Raw genomic sequence first — 17630 nt, 5'->3', positions numbered from 1 at the left:
GCTCTCGATTTTTGTTTTCGCATCGTTTTTGCGGAAAACCGGTGTCCACTTTTCCGCACGATGCTCTAGCCCTTAACGACGCTACGGCTCGAACACGCGGAAATCGACCGCGCCCCGCTCGGCCGCCTCGGCCGGCGCGCCCAGACGGTGGATCGTGCGATCGGATCCGTCGAACGGCGTCCAGCGCGGCAGGCCCGCTCCGTTGGGATCCCCGCTCTTGGCGAAATTGGTCCAATAGCCGGCGATCTGGTCGGCCAGCAGGCGGTCGTCCCCCCCCCAGGGGCGCGGATCCTGCCACAGCTGGTCGAACACATAGCGGATCTCGGCGCCATGGCCCGCCTTGCAGCCATAGCCGCAGGGCTCCAGGGGCTCGGTCGGCGAATGGACGAAATGGTAGACATAGGCCCTGTCGCCGTTCCGGGCCGCCTGCAGCCGGGCCCAGAACCAGATCCGCCAGCCCCAGTAATCCGTCGTGAACCGATCGATCGACGCCCGGGCCTCGGCGTCGGTGCGCGCCGGGTACTTGGCCAGCATGGCGGCGGACGGCTTCTTGTGCAGCAGCCCCTCCAGCAGGGCCGCGTGGCGCTCGGCGGTGAACTGCGAGGTGGCGAAGATCTCCGGCGCTAGGTCCTTGCCCTCGTCCGCGTTCCAGCCCACCAGGATCGGAACCCTGTTCTGGCGCCCCGCCCGATAGAGGGTCGTCAGGTCCTCGCGCAGCAGATGGCCGTCGACCACCGTGCGCGGCGACCACGCGGCGCGCAGCAACTGCTCCGCCGGCAAGGCGCGAAGACCGGCGATCCCGGACGCGCCGTTGGCCTGGGCGAAGGCCGCCCCGGCCGCCTCGGCCTCGGCCATGTCGAACTGCCTCGCCTCGGCCGGGTCGAGCGGCAGGCCATAGTTGCCGCTCTCCGAGATGGCCCGCTGGAACAGGCCTTTGGCCAGGGGAGAGGCGACCAGGATCGCCACCGACTCGCCGCCGGCGGATTCGCCCATGATGGTCACGCGGCTTGGATCGCCGCCCACGGCGGCGATGTTGTCGTGAATCCAGCGCAGCGCGGCGATCTGGTCGAGAACGCCCTGGTTGCCCGACGCGCGATCCGGAGACTCCGCCGTCAGGTCCGGATGCGAAAAGAAGCCCAGCAGGCCCAGGCGGTAGTTCAGCGTCACCACGACCACGTCGCGCCGGGTCAGCCGCGCCCCATCATACTGGGCCTGCGACCCGGAACCGCCGAAGAAGCCGCCGCCATGAATCCAGACCATGACCGGCCGCTTGGCGCTCGACGGCGCGGCCGGCGCCCAGATGTTCAGATAGAGGCAGTCCTCGCTCTGGGGTTCGGTGATCCACGGCGCGGTCTGGCGGCAGACCGGCGAGAAGGCGGTCGCCGGCCTGACGCCGTTCCAGGGCTTCACCGGACGGGGCGCGCGCCAGCGCAGGTCGCCGACCGGCGGCGCGGCGTAGGGCACGCCGAAGAACGCCCTGACGCCGTCGGTGGCCGTCCCCGCGATCAGGCCGCCCTCCACCCGAACGGTGTCGGCGCCACGCGCCGCGGCCGCGCCGCTCCATCCCAGCACCACGGCGCAGATCGCCGCCATCGCCGCCTTGAAAAGCATCGTCGTCACGCCCCCGCCGATCGTCCCGCGCCAAGCCATGCGGTGACTCGCGGCTTTGGCGAACCGTCAGAAGCTCAGCACGCCCAGATCGACGATGATCTTGAACGCCCAGATCGTGCAGGCGACGCAGACCACCAGGGTGATGACGTCGTCGATCTCGGAGCGCTGGCGAGCGACCTTGGCGGCCTTGCCGGCCTTGCCCTTGGCGGGCGCCTTCGCATCGTCCTTCGCCGCCGCCTTGGCCACGCCCGTCGTCCTCGTTCGGCGCCCCGATGCGCGCCCCGTCCGGCCATAGACGCCACGGGTGCTGAAGGTTGCGCTTCCAAAGGCGGTTTATTGTTCGTGAACGCCGTAACCTTCGCCCGTCCCGCCGCGAACTGACCCTCGACGATCAACGAGGACGCCGCCATGACCGGACCGACGATGCGCAAGACAGCCTGGGCCAGCCTGGCGGCCGGCGCCGCCCTGGCGGTCGCCGTAGGGGCCTGGACCACCGCCGGCGCGGGCGGCACGGCCCAGCGGCCGGTGGTGCTGGAGCTGTTCCAGAGCCAGGGCTGCTCGTCCTGCCCGCCGGCCAACGCCAACCTCAACGCCATCGCCGACCGGCCCGACGTGCTGGCCCTGAGCTTCGGCGTCACCTACTGGGACCAGCTCGGGTGGAAGGACACCTTCGCCAAGCCGGCCTTCACCGACCGCCAGAAGGCCTATGCCCGCGGGCTGGACGCCCAGCTGGGCACGCCGCAGATGGTGGTCGAGGGCCGCGAGGACCTGATCGGGACCAACGCCCGCGACGTCGAGCTGGCCCTGCGCCGCGCCCGCCCGGCCATGGAGGCCACGGTGGCCCTGTCGCGGGGCCGGGTCGAGATCGGGGCCGGCCAGGCGCCCAAGGCCGGCGCCGATGTCTGGCTGGTGCGCTACGACCCGCGCGTCCGGCAGGTGGCCATCCAGCGCGGCGAGAACAACGGCAAGACCCTGCCCCACCGCGACGTGGTCGTGGAGCTGACTCGCCTGGGCGGCTGGAACGGCGCCCCCGTCGGCTTCGCGGCCCGGCCGCCGGCCGACCCGGCCCTGCGCACGGCGGTGCTGGTCCAGGCCCGCGACGGCGGCCCGATCCTGGCGGCGGCGCGGCTTTGAGCCCCTGCTGACACCTGATGTCAGCAGTCTGCCGACAGCTGCCGCCATCGCGACGTTTGTTCGCACCTTGTTCTTGTGTTAATCGCCGGATCGCGCCCTACATATACCCGTCTCGCCGTGGCTCCCCTCCATGGCCCTACGCGTTCCGGAAAACATGGCTGAACAACTGAACTTCATCCGCGTGCGCGGCGCGCGGGAGCACAATCTCAAGGACGTCAGCGTCGACATCCCGCGGGGCGAGCTCGTGGTGCTGACCGGCCTGTCGGGCTCGGGCAAGAGCTCCCTGGCGTTCGACACCATCTACGCCGAGGGCCAGCGCCGCTATGTCGAGAGCCTGTCAGCCTACGCCCGCCAGTTCCTGGAGCTGATGAGCAAGCCGGACGTCGACCTGATCGAGGGCCTGTCGCCGGCCATCTCGATCGAGCAGAAGACCACCTCGCGCAACCCGCGCTCGACGGTGGGCACCGTCACCGAGATCCACGACTACATGCGCCTTTTGTGGGCGCGGGTCGGCGTGCCCTATTCGCCGGCCACCGGCCTGCCGATCGAAAGCCAGACCATCAGCCAGATGGTCGACAAGATCACCGCCCTGCCCGAGGGCACGCGCCTCTACCTGCTGGCCCCGGTCGTGCGCGACCGCAAGGGCGAGTACCGCAAGGAGATCGCCGAGTGGCAGAAGGCCGGCTTCCAGCGGCTGAAGATCGACGGCGAATTCTATCCGATCGAGGACGCCCCGGCCCTCGACAAGAAGTTCAAGCACGACATCGACGTGGTCGTGGACCGCATCGTGACCAAGCCGGGCATGGAGCAGCGCCTGGCCGACTCGATGGAGCAGGCGCTCCGTCTCGCCGACGGCCTGGCCGTCGCCGAGTGGGCCAATGTCGAGGAGGGTGAGAAGGAGCCGCGCCGGCTGCTGTTCTCCGAACGCTTCGCCTGCCCGGTCAGCGGCTTCACCATCGCCGAGATCGAGCCGCGATTGTTCTCGTTCAACAACCCGGCGGGCGCCTGCCCGGCCTGCGACGGCCTGGGCGCCAAGCTGGCCTTCGACGCCGACCTGGTGATCCCGGACAAGGATCGCTCGCTTCACAAGGGGGCCGTCGCGCCGTGGGCCAAGGGCCCCTCGCCGCTCTACACCCAGACCCTGCAGGCCCTGGCCCGCCACTACGGCTTCTCGATGGACGAGCCCTGGCACAAGCTGCCGGAAAGCGCCCGCCAGGTGGTGCTGCAAGGCTCCAAGGGAGAGAAGATCAAGTTCACCTACGACGACAACGCCCGCAAGTACGAGGTCGCCAAGCCGTTCGAGGGCGTGCTGCCGAACCTGGAGCGGCGCTGGCGCGAGACGGACTCCAGCTGGGTCCGCGAGGAACTGGGCCGCTACCAGTCCGACACGCCCTGCGAGGTCTGCCATGGCAAGCGCCTGAAGCCCGAGGCCCTGGCGGTGAAGATCCACGGCCAGGACATCGCCGCCGTCTCGAACCTGGCCATCCGCCCGGCCCGCGACTGGTTCACGGCGCTGGAAGGCCACCTGACCGACAAGCAGATGGAGATCGCCCGGCGGATCCTGAAGGAGATCAACGATCGCCTGCGGTTCCTGGTCGACGTCGGGCTGGACTATCTGAACCTGTCGCGCGGCTCGGGCACCCTGTCGGGCGGCGAGAGCCAGCGCATCCGCCTGGCCAGCCAGATCGGCAGCGGCCTGACCGGCGTGCTCTACGTTCTGGACGAGCCGTCGATCGGCCTGCACCAGCGCGACAACACCCGCCTGCTGCAGTCGCTGCAGGGCCTGCGCGACCTGGGCAACTCGGTCCTCGTCGTCGAGCACGACGAGGAGGCCATCCTCACCGCCGACTACGTGATCGACATGGGTCCGGCGGCGGGCGTGCATGGCGGCGAGATCGTGGCCGAGGGCAAGCCGGCCGACATCATGGCCAATCCAAACAGCGTCACCGGCCAGTACCTGACCGGCGTGCGCGAGATCGAGGTGCCCGAACAGCGCCGCCCGATCAGCAAGAAGAAGATGCTGCGGGTCGTCGGCGCCAAGGGCAACAATCTGAAGGATGTGACCGGCGAGATCCCGGTCGGCACCTTCACCTGCATCACCGGCGTGTCGGGCGGCGGCAAGTCGACCTTCACGATCGAGACCCTGTACAAGGCCGCCGCGCGCCGCCTGAACAACGCCAGCGACGCCCCGGCCTCGCACGAGCGGATCGAGGGGCTGGAGAACTTCGACAAGGTCATCGACATCGACCAGTCGCCGATCGGCCGCACCCCGCGCTCGAACCCGGCGACCTATACGGGCGCCTTCGGCCCGATCCGCGACTGGTTCGCCCAGTTGCCGGAGAGCAAGGCGCGCGGCTACGGTCCCGGCCGCTTCAGCTTCAACGTCAAGGGCGGCCGCTGCGAGGCCTGCCAGGGCGACGGGCTGATCAAGATCGAGATGCACTTCCTGCCCGACGTCTACGTCACCTGCGACGTCTGCAAGGGCCAGCGCTACAATCGCGAGACCCTGGACATCCTGTTCAAGGGCAAGACCATCGCCGACGTGCTGGATATGACGGTGGAAGAGGCCGCCGACTTCTTCAAGGCCGTGCCGCCGATCCGCGACAAGATGGAAACGCTCAAACGCGTGGGCCTCAGCTACATCAAGGTCGGCCAGCAGGCCACGACCCTGTCGGGCGGCGAGGCCCAGCGGGTCAAGCTGTCCAAGGAGCTCAGCAAGCGCGCCACCGGCCGCACGCTGTACATCCTCGACGAACCGACCACCGGCCTGCACTTCGAGGACACCAAGAAGCTCCTGGAAGTGCTGCACGAGCTGGTCGACCAGGGCAACACCGTGGTCGTCATCGAGCATAACCTGGACGTGGTGAAGACCGCCGACTGGCTGCTGGACTTCGGTCCGGAAGGCGGCGACGGCGGCGGCGAGATCGTCGCGGTGGGCTCGCCCCAGGACGTGGCCAAGGTCGAGGCCAGCTGGACCGGCCGCTATCTGAAGGACGTCCTGGCCCGCCACGAGGACCGGCGGCTGGAACGCGTGGCGGCCCTGAAGGCGGCCAAGCGGGCCTGAGACGGATTGGATGGAGCGACGGATCGCCCCATCCGGAGTCCCGTCAGCTGAACACCTCGGCCTGGTTCTCGGGACGGGTGTCGGCGATCGCGCGATAGACGGCGGCGGCGGGCGCGTACATCACCGCGTTCAACACGCCGCCCACCGCGCCGGCCAACACCAGATAGACGATGCGCGCCGGGCTGAAATAGGCCGCCAGCGAGGTCATGTCGGGCTGGGCGATCTCGCCCATCGCCCGGCCGACATCGCCGCCGGAGAAGGCGAAGGCGACGGCGAAATACACCGTCATCATCACCATGTAGATCGGCAGCATCAGCGCCACCGTCAGGCTGTAGCAGCCCAGCAGCCGCCAGAACCGCCCCTTGGTCAGCCGCCACGACTCGAACACCCGCAGCCGGCGCTCGGCGAAGGTCATCACGCCCGCCAGTGACAGCCGGACCGCGAAGAAGACCAGGCCGGCGAAGACCAGCAGGTAGCTGAACAGCACCAGCAGGACGACACCGGCCATCGCGCCGACGCCGGACTCGCCTCCGCCAGGCCCCGCCAGGCCCGCGAACCCGATCACCGTGCTCACCAGGGCCACCGGAATGACCAACGCGATCAGCAGGCCGGTGAACACCACGCCCATGATCAGCGAGAGCAGGACCAGCCTCAGCTCGTCGCCGCCCAGCCGCAGCCGGGTCAGCGGCGCCTCGGCCGGCCGCAGGATCGCGCGATAGACGGCCGCGCCCATGACCGAGGCGATCAGGATCGCCCCGCCGATCGCGATCACCTCACCGACCAGAAAGCCCGTCAGCGCTTCGGGCGTCATGGTCCCCTGGGCCGCCGACACGCCCATGAACCGGCTGAACCCGGACGCGATCATCGCCGCCAGCAGCGCCACGCTGGCGACCAGGCTGAACACCGCCCAGATCACGATCGTCCTGGGCTCGCGCCGGATCAGGCGGAAACCTTCGAACGCGGCTTCCGTCACCTTGAATTGCATTTGAGCCCCCTCCAAACCGGGGGGCATCCTCGCGTCGCGCTGGCCGGATGGCAAGGTCCTGGGCGGCGGGCCTGGATCAGTCGAATATGCCGATCCGGTCGATCGGGTCGCCCTTCAGACGGCGATAGGCGTAGCCGATCGGCGCGACCTGCACCGCGACGGCCAAGGTGTGGACGATGGCGCCCAGGCCCCTGGACGCCATCGCGGCGGGTCCGAAGGCCGCGCTCCAGGCGATCGACAGCGACAGCGACTTCAGCACGGGCTGCGGGGCGCCTTCCATCGCGGCGATCAGCATGTCGCGCGCCACGGCTCCCGCCCATTCGATCGACATGGCGATCAGCAGAGCCGCGACGAAGGTCGCCGCCAGCAACGCGTGGCGGCCATGGCTTAGCGGCAGCGCGCTTCCCAGGCGCAAGCGCCGGTCGGCGACCGTCATCGGCGCGGCCAGAACCAGGCGCGCGCCCAGCAGCGTCAGCGCCACCTCGGTCGCTCGCATCGCATGGGTCACGATGGACGGATACGCCGCTTGCTCCGCCCGCAGCGGATATAGCAGCGCGCTGATCAAGGCCGAGATCGTCATCGACACCAAGACGAGCGGCAAGGCGAACGCCAGCAGGCGCAGTTCGTCGCCGCCGAACCTTGGCCAGGCCGCATAACGATCCTCGGGACGGATCGTCGCGCGAAGGACCGACGCGCAGACCAGGACCGTCGTCACCAGGTTCAGGGCAAAGCCGCTGAAGCCGAGCTGGACGGCGACGGCCGACAGGTCGTGCTTTGCGTCGAGAGTCCGCCAGGCCCAGAGCTGAAAACCGGCCATGACCGTCCCGCCGATCGCGAACACCAACGCCCAGGAGAACGCCGCCGCCGGCCGACTGGCGATGAGCTGGAAGCCGGACAGGACGGCGTCGCGCCAGGACAGTCTCGCCGTCGTCATGGGTCGCTCCTAATCGAACACCGCGGCCTGGTCGGCGGGGTCGTCGCCCTTCAAGTCGCGATAGATGGCCGCCGCCGGCGCGTAGAGGATGGCGGCGGCCGCCGCGCCCAGCGCTGCGGTGACGATCGTGAAGCCCAGCCGAACCGGCGAGAACACCTCCGCCAGCGAGCGGCTATGCGACGAGATGGCGGGCGGGAAGTCGATGTGCATCGCGGCGAGGGCCAGGACATACAGCATCTTCGAGCCGCTGAAGACCAGACCGACTCCCAACAAGACGGGCAGGTGGACCGCCAGGGTTTTCCAGAACCGGCCCCGCGTCAGGTCCCAGGCGGCGCGAACGCTCCATCGCCCCTCGGCCAGGGCCATCGGCGCGGCGAGAGACAGGCGGGCGAGCACGCCGATCCAGACGAGCACGATGCCCAGGGCGCTGATCACCCCGACGGTCGCGGTGGTCGTCGCATTCTGTTTGGGCATCATTGTCGAGAGGACGAAGCCCGGGATGACCGCGACAATGCTTGTCACCAGCAGCAGAACGCCCTGCGACATCCAGACGAGGGTCAGCCGGACTTCGTCGCGCCCGAACCGCATGCGGCCCCGGGTCTCCCCTTGCGGCCGCAGCACGGCGCGATAGACGGCCGCCGAAAAGATCGCCATGGCGACCATGGCGACGGCGGTTCGAACCAGGCCGATGACCGGCACGATCCAGGTTCCGGAATAGCCCGCCGCGCTGAGGAATTCGGCGCGGGCGTCCAAGATTTGGTCGGCTAGGCCGAAGACCAGTCCCACTAGGCCCCATAGCAGCAGGACGCCCGGCTCCCGGCGCAGCACGCCAAAGCCCGCGAGCGCGGCGCGCGACCAGGAAAAGTCCGCCTTTACGTCCCCCAAGACTTGGCCCCCGGGACCGCCTTAGCCGAAGGTCTCGGTGACGTCGCGGCCCTTCAGCTGGGCGTAGATCGTCGGGGCCGGGGCGAAGACGATCAGCGAGACCAGCACCGACATCAGGCCCGACAGCAGCGCGCGGATGACGCCGGACACCGAGAACAGCTCCGTCAGGGTGGTGGCCTCGCCGTGCAGGGCGTCGCCCGCCGCCGCCAGGCCGCCGCCCATGGCCACGCTGGCGATCGCGCTCACCGCGGCGATCATCACGAACAGCAGCAGATAGACCACCACCGCCAGGACGGTGGCGATCAGATAGGTCCCGAACAGCCGCCAGAACCGGCCCTTGGTCATGTCCCACGAGGCGCGCAGGTCGATCCGGCGGGTGTCGAACGCCACGGTGCTGACGAACGACAGCCGCACCGACAGCAGGATCAGGCCGGCCAGCAGGGCCAGGCCCGCCAGCAGGCCCAGCAGAACGCCCAGGGCCGCGCCGCCGATCGCCCCGCCGATCGCGCCCAGCAGCGCCACGATGACCACCCCGACGAAATAGGCGCCGAACAGCACCAGGTAGAGCAGCACCTGGACCGCGGCCTGGCGCAGTTCGTCGCCGCCCAGCCGCAGATAGGCCCCCGCGCTCTCGCTTGGCCGCAGGATCAGGCGGTTGACGGCGGCCATCAGCACCGAATTGGTGACCAGCACATAGAGCATCGAGCCCAGGAACAGCGGCCACAAGCCGCTCATCGCCGCCATGGTGGTCTTCGGATCGGGGTCGGCTTCCAGCGCCTCCGTCAGGGCGGTCAGTTTGTCGCCAAACCTCGATATGGCGAAGATCGCGACGGCGAACGACAGGACCGCCATGATGCCGGCCCAGACGGCCACCGCCCTGGGTTTCTCGCGCGCCGCTCGAAAACCGGCCAGCGCCGCGTCCGTGGCCGAAAACTGATCCATCGCCATGCCCCGTTCCATCTCGCCCACGCCTAACAAGGTTCGCGGCCGTGCGACAGCCCCGCCGGGAGGATTGCGCTATCCAAACGCCCCGGCCAATTCTAACGTTCGTTTGAAGCGGCGGGACAGGCCGGACGAGGAGGATCGTCGTGAAGCTCTACGGTGAGGCCGATCCCGCGCCCAATCCGCGCCGGGTGCGCATCTTCGCGGCGGAGAAGGGGCTGGACCTGCCCGAGATCCGGATCGGCATGCGCCAGGGCGGCCACAAGTCGCCCGAGCACAAGGCGCGCAACAGCCTGGGCCAGGTTCCGGTGCTGGAGCTGGACGACGGCCAGACGATCAGCGAAAGCGTCGCCATCTGCCGCTATCTGGAAGCCCTGCACCCGACGCCGCCGCTGTTCGGGACCTGCGCCCTGACCCAGGCGCGCACCGACATGTGGATCCGCCGCATCGAGTTCCAGGTGATGATCCCGGTGGCCATGTACTGGCGCCACGCCCACCCGCTGACCGCCTCGCTGCTGGTCCAGAACCGCGAATTCGGCGAGTCCAATCGGCCGGCCGCGGCCAAGGCCATGGGCTGGCTGGACCGCGAGCTGGCCGACGGCCGCGAATGGATCGCCGGCGACGCCTACGGCATGGCCGACATCGTCGCCCTGACCACGCTCGACTTCGCCGGCTTCATCGGCCTGGATGTCCCGGAGGACGCCGAACGCTTGAAGGCCTGGCGGGAGCGGGCCTCGGCGCGCCCCAGCGCCAGCGCCTAGACGGCCGCCGGGGCCAGTTCGCTTTCGTGCAGGTCGTAATAGGCCCGGGCCGGGGCGGCGGTCAGGATGACCATCTGGATGGTGAAGAAGAACGGCGCCAGCAGCAGGTTGGACAGGCCGCTGAGGGCCAGCATCACCAGGTTGGTCACCCCGCCCGACAGGCTGAGGATCACCCCCGCCACGATGGTCTGGGCCACGCTGACCAGGAAGGTGATCACGAAGGCCAGGGCGTACATGCCCAGCAGATGCCAGAAGTGATGGTCGGTCAGGGCCCAGGTCCGGCGCAGCGACAGCTTGCCCTCGGCGAAGGTGGTGATCGACAGCAGCGACAGACGGATGCCGAACCAGATCGACAGGCCCGCCACCGCGATAGCGCCCAGCACCTCGACCCAGCGGTTGGTCTCGACCGCGCCCAGGCTGATCAGGCCCGCGCCAATCAGCACCAGCACGGCGCTGGGCAGGGCGGTGACGACCAGGGCCACGACCCAGCCGACCAGGGCGACGACGAACTGGCGCGCCTCTTCGCGGCCCACCCGCAGATAGGCCAGGCGCCGTTCGTCCGGCCGCACCACCGCCCGCATGATCGCCACGCTGATCACCGACTGCAGGGCCACGGCGAAGGCGATCAGCGGCAGCAGCGTGCCCTTGCGGCGGGCGACGATGTCGATCAGCTCGCGCAGGTCGTTGGTCCGGGCCAGCAGCGCCAGGTCGGCCCGCACGGTGCCGCCGAACGCGAAGGCGACGACCAGGCCCAGTACGACCAGCATGGCGAAGTAGCAGGCGGCCCAGGCCAATACGACCAGCGGCTTGCGCCGGGTCATGCGGACGCCCTCGAGCGCGGCTTGGACAGGCGAGAAGGTGGTCATGTCCGGAGGGTTCCAGGGGTCGGGGCGGGCTGCACGCGATAGACGTCGACCAAGGCCGCGGTCCAGACCGGGATGAGATAGAAGAACACCAGGGCGACGCTGACCAGCTCGGGGATCAGCGTCCCCTCCGCGAAGCCGGCGATCGCCCGCAGATAGCCGATCAGCACCACCAGGATGACGGCCGGCGCGGCGAGCACGGCCCCGGCCGCGGCCAGGACCAGGACCGCGCCGCGCGTGCGTCCGAAGGCGCTGAGCACCTGGATCCGGCCCAGGTCGATGGTGGCGGCCGGCGCCAGGGACAGGCGCAGGAACAGCCAGACCATGATGGCCATCGACAGCAGCGGGGGCAGGCTGGCGGCCAGGGCGCCGGGACCGCCCAGGGCGGCGCGCCAGGCGTCCACCGAACTGATGTCCAGGCCGGGCGCGTTGCTCTTGGCCACGCCCACGACCACCGCGCCGACCAGCACCAATAGCACGGCCATGACGACGGTCAGGATGACGGTGACCAGCACCTGGACCGCCAGCAGCCGCCACTCTTGGACGCCCCAACGCAGGCCCTTGAAGCCGGCGGGACCGCCGAACGCGGCGCGGTACAGGGCGCCGTAGGCCAGGGTGGTGGCGGCCAGCTCCAGCAGCAGCCCCAGAAAGCCCAGGGCCGGCGGCAGGGCGCGGGGCAGCAGGCCGAGCACCGCGCCGGCGGCCAGCGCGGCCCAGCAGGTCCGCAGACCCGACGTCCACCCCGCCATTCCGGCGCGAACGGTCCGCCCGATCGCCGCCGATCCCTCAGCCATGAAGCCCTCACTCGTCCGCGACCGCGCGAACCCCTCGAATCCCTTGGACTCATAGGCGGTTCGACCCCGCCTTGGCGACGAGTCGCGAAGCCTGTCACGCTGAATTTCGCCGCCCGTGGCCGCGGCGCCGCGCGGCGTCAGGATTTGCCCGCGCCCGAGGCCGCCAGCTCCTGATAGGCCTTGGCCCAGGGCGCATAGACCAGGGCCATGGCGAAGGCGGCCAGGAACGACAGCACGACGGTCCCGACCGCCGCGATCTTCCAGAACGCGTGCAGCCAGGCCTGAGGCGGCTGGCCCTGCAGGCTCTCGACCATGGCCTTGATCCCCGCCCAGGACCCGAAGGCCGCCACGCCGAGAACCGCGTAGACCACCAGTTCCAGCGCCATCAGGATCAGCATCAGCAGCACCGCCATCCCGAACAGGCGACCGCTCTGGCCGCGGGTGAAGGTCCAGGATTCGAACAGCCGGAACTCGCCCTCGGCGAAGCTCATCGGCCCCGCCATCGACAGGCGCAGGACGCCCCAGATCAGCACGCCGATCGCCGCCAGGACCACCAGGGCGATCAGCAGGCCGGCCACCAGCTTGCCCGCGTCTCCCCCCGCCGAGCCGACCAGGAAGATGATCAGGCCCAGGATGAAGCCGACGATCAGCACGGCGAAATAGGCCATCATGAACAGCACGCCCTGGACCAGGGTCACCAGGCCCAGCCACAGCTCGGCCTTGCCCAGGCGCAGATAGGCCCAGCGCTTCTGGTCGGGCTGCAGCACGGCGCGGAACACCGCCCCGGCCACCACCGCCTTGACCAGCGTGCCGCCGATCCAGCTGATCAGGTTCACGCCCATCATGCTGCCTTGAAGCTGCATCATGCGCGCCATCATGGCGGAATCGGCCGCGCTCGAAGGCGACGTGGCCGGGTCGGGCATCGTCTTGACGATGTCGATGAACTGCGGCGCCAGGGTCCACATCAGGGCCACCATCGGCCCGACCAGCGTCACCAGGATCACCAGTCCCCAGGCCAGCACCGCCAGCGGCGCGCGGCCGATCACCCCGAACCCGGCCGTCGCCGCGCCCGTCGCCGAAAATCTCGCCATGCCCATACCCGCAACCCTGAGTCCGGGCCCAACCTACACGCAGGTTTCGCCGGCTGACCAGCGGGGGTATGAGGACGCGCATGAGCACCTCCCCTTCTTCCATCCCGCCCATTCACGTCATCGGCGGCGGCCTGGCCGGCTCCGAGGCCGCCTGGCAGATCGCCCAGGCCGGCGTGCCCGTCGTTCTCCATGAGATGCGTCGCGACGACACGTCGGGCCCAGTTCGCACCGACGCGCACCAGACCGACGGCCTGGCGGAGATGGTGTGCTCCAACTCGTTCCGCTCCGACGACTGGCAGTTCAACGCCGTGGGCCTGCTGCACGCCGAGATGCGCAAGCTGGGCTCGCTGATCATGTCGGCCGCCGACCAGCACCAGGTGCCGGCCGGCGGGGCCCTGGCGGTCGACCGCGACGGCTTCTCGGCCGAGGTCACCCGCCGCATCGCGGCCCACCCGCTGATCACCATCGTCCGCGAGGAGGTCGCCGGCCTGCCGCCCGCCGAATGGGACAACGTCGTGGTCGCCACCGGCCCGCTCACCTCGCCGGCCCTGGCCGACGCGATCCTGGAGCTCAGCGGCGAAGGCCAGCTCAGCTTCTTCGACGCCATCGCCCCGATCATCCACGTCGAGTCGATCGACATGGACATCGCCTGGCGCCAGTCGCGCTACGACAAGGAAGGCCCCGGCGGCGACGCGGCGGCCTATATCAACTGCCCGATGGACAAGGCCCAGTACGAGGCCTTCATCGACGCCCTGCTCGAGGGTCCCAAGGCCGAGTTCAAGGACTGGGAGCACGTGCCCTATTTCGACGGCTGCCTGCCGATCGAGGTGATGGCCGAGCGCGGCCGCGAGACCCTGCGCCACGGCCCGATGAAGCCGGTCGGTCTGACCAATCCGCGCGACCCGACGGTCAAGTCGTACGCCATCGTCCAGCTGCGCCAGGACAACGCCCTGGGCACGCTGTGGAACATGGTCGGCTTCCAGACCAAGCTGAAGCACGGCGTCCAGGCCGAGGTGTTTCGGATGATCCCGGGCCTGGCGAACGCCCAGTTCGCGCGGCTGGGCGGCCTGCACCGCAACACCTTCATCAACAGCCCGCGGCTGCTGGACCGGTCCCTGCGGATGAAGGTCGCGCCGCGCCTGCGCTTCGCCGGCCAGATGACCGGGGTCGAGGGCTATGTCGAAAGCGCCGCCACCGGCCTGCTGGCCGGCCGCTTCGCCGCCGCCGAGCGCCTGGGCCGGACGCTGGACGCTCCGCCGCCGACCACCGCCCTGGGCGCCCTGGTCGACCACGTGACCGGCGGCCACCTGGAGGGCGGCCCCGAGGGCAAGGCCAGCTTCCAGCCGATGAACATCAACTACGGCCTGCTGCCGCCGCTGGAGGCCCCCAAGGTCGACGAGCACGGCGTCAAGATCCCGCTGAAGGAACGCGGCCGCGCCAAGAAGCGGCTGATGAGCCTGCGGGCGCTGGCGGATTTGGACGGATGGATGGCGGGGTGAAGGGACCCGGTCTCGCCTCGCTCATCGCGGTCGCCGGCCTGCTGACCTTCGGCGGCGTGGCGCGCTCGGAGAATTGCGCCTACGACCGCGCCGCCATGCTGGCCATGGATTTCGACCGCTTCGACCAGGACGCGTCGGGTTGGCGTTCGATTGGCCAGGCGCCGGGTTGCTTCCTCGCAGGAGCCGGATTGATCGCCGACTATCGCAAGGTCCATCCGAACCTGTCGCTTTCCCAGGCTGATGGTCTGCGCTGGCACGAGGGCCAACTCAGAGCCATGGTCGGCGACACGCAGGGCGCCATACCGCTGCTGGCCGCCTCCAATCACGACGACGACTCCGCGAACCAGGCCTATATCGACGCCACCCTCGCCTTCCTGCGCCAGGACCGCCCGGCGTTGATCGCTGCTCGTCGCCGGCTTGCCGGCTTGCCGCGGCCCGCCGACTTCCAGGCCGGCGCCGATGCGTTCAAAGCCCAGACCGGCCGAGGCCTGACCTGGCCTCTCAACCTGGACGTCGTGGATCGCCTGCTGGCCTGTTTCGATCGCCCGTATGCCGAGGCCTACGGCGGAGCCTGCAACACCGTTCGGTAGCTGGATCTGGAGACCGTTCCGTCCCGTCGCGATGAATCTGATCGGGACCGATCCTCCCCATTGCACGTTCAAACCCCATGTCCGCCTCCCCTCCCTGGCTCACCGACCTGGCGCTGCGCCTGGCCTGGGCGCCGCCGTGGGCCGTCAGCCTGGGCCTGATCGCCGTCGCCGTGCTGGTCGCCCTGGCCGCGCATTGGGCGATCGTGCGGATCGTCCGCCGCTCGCTGAAGAACGACGCCTTCTGGTCGGCCCTGGCGGTGCGCACCCGGCGGCCGACGCGGCTGGCCTTCATCGCCGCCGCCCTCAGCCTGGCGGTGGCGGCCGCGCCCCTGACCGCCGGCCAGGCGGCGGCCGGCAAGCAGGCGCTGCTGGTGCTGTTCATCGTGCTGGTCGGCTGGATCGTGCTGACCGCCCTGGACATCGCCGCCGCCCTGCATCTGCGCAAGTTCAAGATCGACGTCGAGGACAACCTGCTGGCCCGCAAGCACCTGACCCAGGTGAAGATCCTGCGCCGGGCCTGCGCGGTGGTGGTGGCGCTGGTGACGGCGGGCCTGGCCCTGATGACCATCCCCGGCGTGCGCCAATGGGGCGTCAGCCTGCTGGCGGCCGGCGGCGCGGCCTCGCTGATCGTCGGCTTGGCCCTGCAGCCGCTGCTGACCAACCTGATCGCCGGCATCCAGATCGCCATCACCCAGCCGATCCGCATCGACGACGCGGTGATCGTCGAGAAGGAGTGGGGCAATGTCGAGGAGATCAACGCCACCTATGTGGTGGTGCGCCTGTGGGACTGGCGGCGCATGGTGCTGCCGCTCAGCTACTTCATCCAGACGCCGTTCCAGAACTGGACCCGTGAGTCCGCCGCGCTGATCGGCACGGCCATGCTCTATGTCGACCACGCCGCCCCGATCGACCGCCTGCGCGCCAAGCTGGAGGAGATCGCCAGGGCCTCGCCGCTGTGGGACGGCAAGGTGGTCAACCTGCAGGTCACCGACGTCACCGCCCAGGTGCTGGAGGTGCGCTGCCTGGTCAGCGCCCGCAGCGCGCCCAGGACCTTCGACCTGCGCTGCGAGGTCCGCGAGAAGATGATGGCCTTCCTGCGCGACGAGGTTCCCGAGGCGCTGGCGCGGCAGCGGCTCTCGCTGGCTGACGAGGCGTCCCCGGCGGCGGGAGCCTAGGCGGTCAACGGCGTCGTTGCGCGTCTTGTCACAGCCAAGATGTCCACTATAGTGGACGAATGAACACTTCACTTGATATCGACGCCGCCCTGGCCCGGCGCCTGCGCCTGGAGCGGGAGGCGCGCGGCTGGTCGCTGGCCGATGTCGCCCAGCGTTCAGGCGTGTCCAAGGCGATGCTCAGCAAGATCGAGCGCGGCGAGACCAGCGCCACCGCGGCCTTGCTGGTGCGGCTGTCGACCGCCTTCGGCCTCACCCTGGCCGGTCTTCTGGTCCGCGCCGAGCAGCCGGCGGGCCGCGTGTCGCGCGCCGCCAACCAGCCGCGATGGACCGATCCCGAGACGGGCTACGTCCGCCGCCAACTGCTGGCCATGCCGGACCATCCGGTCGAACTGGCGGAAATCGACCTGCCGGCCGGCAAGCGCGTGGGCTTTCCGGCCTCGGCCTACGCGATGATCCGCCAGGCGATCTGGGTGCGCGACGGCGCCCTGACCGTCGTCGAAGGCGACGAGCGGCACGTCCTCGACGCGGGCGACTGCCTGGCGTTCGGAGCGCCCGCCGACGTGATCCTGGCCAATGAGACCGATCGACCCTGCCGGTACGTGGTCGTCATCGACCGACGCTGAAATCCCCTTCGGAGACCTGACGATGCAAAGCGCGCCAAACGCCCAGCGCATGGATGTTCGACAAGACGATCTTTCCAGCCCGGAAACCCGGGCGCTGCTGCGGCTGCATCTGGAGGGCATGCTCGAAACCTCGCCGCCCGGTCATGTCTTCGCCCTGGACCTGTCGGGCCTGAAGGCGCCCGGCGTCACCGTCTGGAGCGCATGGTCGGGCCCGGACCTCTGCGGGATCGGGGCCTTGAAGCAACTCGACGGGCGGACGGGCGAGGTCAAGTCGATGCGCACCCACCCCGACCACCTGCGGCGCGGCGTGGCCGCCCTGCTTCTCGAAACCGTCATCGCCCAGGCCCGCGCGCTGGGCCTGACGCGGCTGAGCCTGGAAACCGGAAGCGGCCCGGCGTTCGAACCGGCCTTGGCGCTCTATCGGCGGCGCGGTTTCGTCGACGGCGGGCCGTTCTCGGACTACGAGGACAGCGGATTCAGCCAGTTCCTGCACCTCGACCTGGCGGCCGAAGCATTCTCTGCGCAGGATCGCCCTTCACTAAGTAAGTGATTTATGACTTAGCTTCAGGCGCCGGCCGCGGGGTCTGGCGCTTGTCGAGGCATCCGCGCCGATCGGTCGATGCGAGCCGCAATCGTCGTGGGCTTTGTCGTCCGCGATGCTAGGCAGGATGTCACGAAT

The 17630-nt window shown here is 69.6% G+C and carries 17 protein-coding genes; 8 read left to right on the top strand and 9 right to left on the bottom strand.

What is annotated here, in order from left to right; genetic code table 11:
* Window positions 1-81: 81 nt before the first annotated feature.
* Complete coding sequence (locus BM066_RS19105) at window positions 82-1611, bottom strand: carboxylesterase/lipase family protein (RefSeq protein ID WP_255367652.1); 1530 nt, start codon at window positions 1609-1611, stop codon at window positions 82-84.
* 66 nt (window positions 1612-1677) lie between these two features.
* Window positions 1678-1857: a hypothetical protein gene (locus BM066_RS19100; protein ID WP_089929935.1), complete on the bottom strand. Its 180-nt coding sequence runs from the start codon at window positions 1855-1857 to the stop codon at window positions 1678-1680.
* A gap of 162 nt (window positions 1858-2019) precedes the next feature.
* Here BM066_RS19100 and BM066_RS19095 point away from each other — a divergent pair, with 162 nt between their 5' ends.
* Window positions 2020-2745 carry a DUF1223 domain-containing protein gene (locus BM066_RS19095; RefSeq protein ID WP_089929934.1) on the top strand — a complete coding sequence of 242 codons (726 nt, stop codon included), beginning with the start codon at window positions 2020-2022 and terminating at the stop codon, window positions 2743-2745.
* A 154-nt stretch (window positions 2746-2899) separates the two neighbouring features.
* On the top strand, window positions 2900-5809 hold the full coding sequence (uvrA, locus tag BM066_RS19090) for an excinuclease ABC subunit UvrA (RefSeq protein ID WP_089929933.1): 2910 nt from the start codon (window positions 2900-2902) through the stop codon (window positions 5807-5809).
* A gap of 43 nt (window positions 5810-5852) precedes the next feature.
* On the opposite strand, the gene BM066_RS19085 is transcribed toward uvrA, so the two are convergent.
* From BM066_RS19085 to BM066_RS19070, 4 genes are all read right to left on the bottom strand, one after another.
* Window positions 5853-6794 carry a hypothetical protein gene (locus tag BM066_RS19085; protein ID WP_089929932.1) on the bottom strand — a complete coding sequence of 314 codons (942 nt, stop codon included), beginning with the start codon at window positions 6792-6794 and terminating at the stop codon, window positions 5853-5855.
* A 76-nt stretch (window positions 6795-6870) separates the two neighbouring features.
* A complete protein-coding gene (locus tag BM066_RS19080) occupies window positions 6871-7728 on the bottom strand; it encodes a hypothetical protein (protein WP_089929931.1) in 858 nt (285 codons plus the stop codon).
* Between the two features lie 9 nt (window positions 7729-7737).
* Window positions 7738-8613: a hypothetical protein gene (locus BM066_RS19075; RefSeq protein WP_089929930.1), complete on the bottom strand. Its 876-nt coding sequence runs from the start codon at window positions 8611-8613 to the stop codon at window positions 7738-7740.
* A 21-nt stretch (window positions 8614-8634) separates the two neighbouring features.
* Window positions 8635-9561 carry a hypothetical protein gene (locus tag BM066_RS19070; RefSeq protein ID WP_089929929.1) on the bottom strand — a complete coding sequence of 309 codons (927 nt, stop codon included), beginning with the start codon at window positions 9559-9561 and terminating at the stop codon, window positions 8635-8637.
* Window positions 9562-9701: 140 nt separating this feature from the next.
* Here BM066_RS19070 and BM066_RS19065 point away from each other — a divergent pair, with 140 nt between their 5' ends.
* Window positions 9702-10316 (top strand): glutathione S-transferase family protein, encoded by a 615-nt coding sequence (locus tag BM066_RS19065; protein ID WP_089929928.1) that lies wholly within the window; start codon window positions 9702-9704, stop codon window positions 10314-10316.
* Here BM066_RS19065 and BM066_RS19060 read toward each other — a convergent pair.
* The 3 genes from BM066_RS19060 to BM066_RS19050 form a co-directional block, all read right to left on the bottom strand.
* Window positions 10313-11182: a hypothetical protein gene (locus tag BM066_RS19060; RefSeq protein ID WP_089929927.1), complete on the bottom strand. Its 870-nt coding sequence runs from the start codon at window positions 11180-11182 to the stop codon at window positions 10313-10315. The two genes, BM066_RS19065 and BM066_RS19060, sit on opposite strands and share 4 nt — an antisense overlap.
* On the bottom strand, window positions 11179-11973 hold the full coding sequence (locus BM066_RS19055) for a hypothetical protein (RefSeq protein WP_089929926.1): 795 nt from the start codon (window positions 11971-11973) through the stop codon (window positions 11179-11181). The genes BM066_RS19060 and BM066_RS19055 overlap by 4 nt, the downstream gene beginning before the upstream one ends.
* Window positions 11974-12110: 137 nt before the next feature.
* The gene (locus BM066_RS19050) at window positions 12111-13064 is read right to left on the bottom strand and encodes a hypothetical protein (RefSeq protein WP_143093768.1); all 954 of its coding nucleotides are present in this window, start codon (window positions 13062-13064) and stop codon (window positions 12111-12113) included.
* 80 nt (window positions 13065-13144) lie between these two features.
* Here BM066_RS19050 and trmFO point away from each other — a divergent pair, with 80 nt between their 5' ends.
* The 5 genes from trmFO to BM066_RS19025 all read left to right on the top strand — a co-directional run bounded on the left by trmFO (window position 13145) and on the right by BM066_RS19025 (window position 17501).
* On the top strand, window positions 13145-14563 hold the full coding sequence (gene trmFO, locus BM066_RS19045) for a methylenetetrahydrofolate--tRNA-(uracil(54)-C(5))-methyltransferase (FADH(2)-oxidizing) TrmFO (RefSeq protein WP_089929924.1): 1419 nt from the start codon (window positions 13145-13147) through the stop codon (window positions 14561-14563).
* Window positions 14560-15153: a hypothetical protein gene (locus BM066_RS19040; protein ID WP_255367651.1), complete on the top strand. Its 594-nt coding sequence runs from the start codon at window positions 14560-14562 to the stop codon at window positions 15151-15153. Before trmFO ends, BM066_RS19040 begins: the two co-directional genes overlap by 4 nt.
* A 77-nt stretch (window positions 15154-15230) precedes the next feature.
* Window positions 15231-16328 (top strand): mechanosensitive ion channel family protein, encoded by a 1098-nt coding sequence (locus BM066_RS19035; RefSeq protein WP_089929923.1) that lies wholly within the window; start codon window positions 15231-15233, stop codon window positions 16326-16328.
* A gap of 59 nt (window positions 16329-16387) precedes the next feature.
* On the top strand, window positions 16388-16951 hold the full coding sequence (locus BM066_RS19030) for a helix-turn-helix domain-containing protein (RefSeq protein ID WP_089929922.1): 564 nt from the start codon (window positions 16388-16390) through the stop codon (window positions 16949-16951).
* Window positions 16952-16973: 22 nt separating this feature from the next.
* Window positions 16974-17501, top strand: a complete 528-nt coding sequence (locus BM066_RS19025; protein WP_255367650.1) for a GNAT family N-acetyltransferase — start codon at window positions 16974-16976, stop codon at window positions 17499-17501.
* Window positions 17502-17630: the final 129 nt, after the last annotated feature.

This window comes from Caulobacter sp. UNC279MFTsu5.1 (assembly GCF_900114015.1).
Lineage (GTDB): Bacteria > Pseudomonadota > Alphaproteobacteria > Caulobacterales > Caulobacteraceae > Caulobacter.
This window is presented reverse-complemented; position numbering and strand designations above follow the sequence as displayed.

Coding starts and splice junctions, on each gene's coding strand:
- BM066_RS19105 (WP_255367652.1), bottom strand. CDS start 1,611: ATGCTTTTCAAGGCGGCGATGGCGGCGATCTGCGCCGTGGTGCTGGGA.
- BM066_RS19095 (WP_089929934.1), top strand. CDS start 2,020: ATGACCGGACCGACGATGCGCAAGACAGCCTGGGCCAGCCTGGCGGCC.
- uvrA (WP_089929933.1), top strand. CDS start 2,900: ATGGCTGAACAACTGAACTTCATCCGCGTGCGCGGCGCGCGGGAGCAC.
- BM066_RS19085 (WP_089929932.1), bottom strand. CDS start 6,794: ATGCAATTCAAGGTGACGGAAGCCGCGTTCGAAGGTTTCCGCCTGATC.
- BM066_RS19080 (WP_089929931.1), bottom strand. CDS start 7,728: ATGACGACGGCGAGACTGTCCTGGCGCGACGCCGTCCTGTCCGGCTTC.
- BM066_RS19070 (WP_089929929.1), bottom strand. CDS start 9,561: ATGGCGATGGATCAGTTTTCGGCCACGGACGCGGCGCTGGCCGGTTTT.
- BM066_RS19060 (WP_089929927.1), bottom strand. CDS start 11,182: ATGACCACCTTCTCGCCTGTCCAAGCCGCGCTCGAGGGCGTCCGCATG.
- BM066_RS19055 (WP_089929926.1), bottom strand. CDS start 11,973: ATGGCTGAGGGATCGGCGGCGATCGGGCGGACCGTTCGCGCCGGAATG.
- BM066_RS19050 (WP_143093768.1), bottom strand. CDS start 13,064: ATGGCGAGATTTTCGGCGACGGGCGCGGCGACGGCCGGGTTCGGGGTG.
- trmFO (WP_089929924.1), top strand. CDS start 13,145: ATGAGCACCTCCCCTTCTTCCATCCCGCCCATTCACGTCATCGGCGGC.
- BM066_RS19035 (WP_089929923.1), top strand. CDS start 15,231: ATGTCCGCCTCCCCTCCCTGGCTCACCGACCTGGCGCTGCGCCTGGCC.
- BM066_RS19030 (WP_089929922.1), top strand. CDS start 16,388: ATGAACACTTCACTTGATATCGACGCCGCCCTGGCCCGGCGCCTGCGC.
- BM066_RS19025 (WP_255367650.1), top strand. CDS start 16,974: ATGCAAAGCGCGCCAAACGCCCAGCGCATGGATGTTCGACAAGACGAT.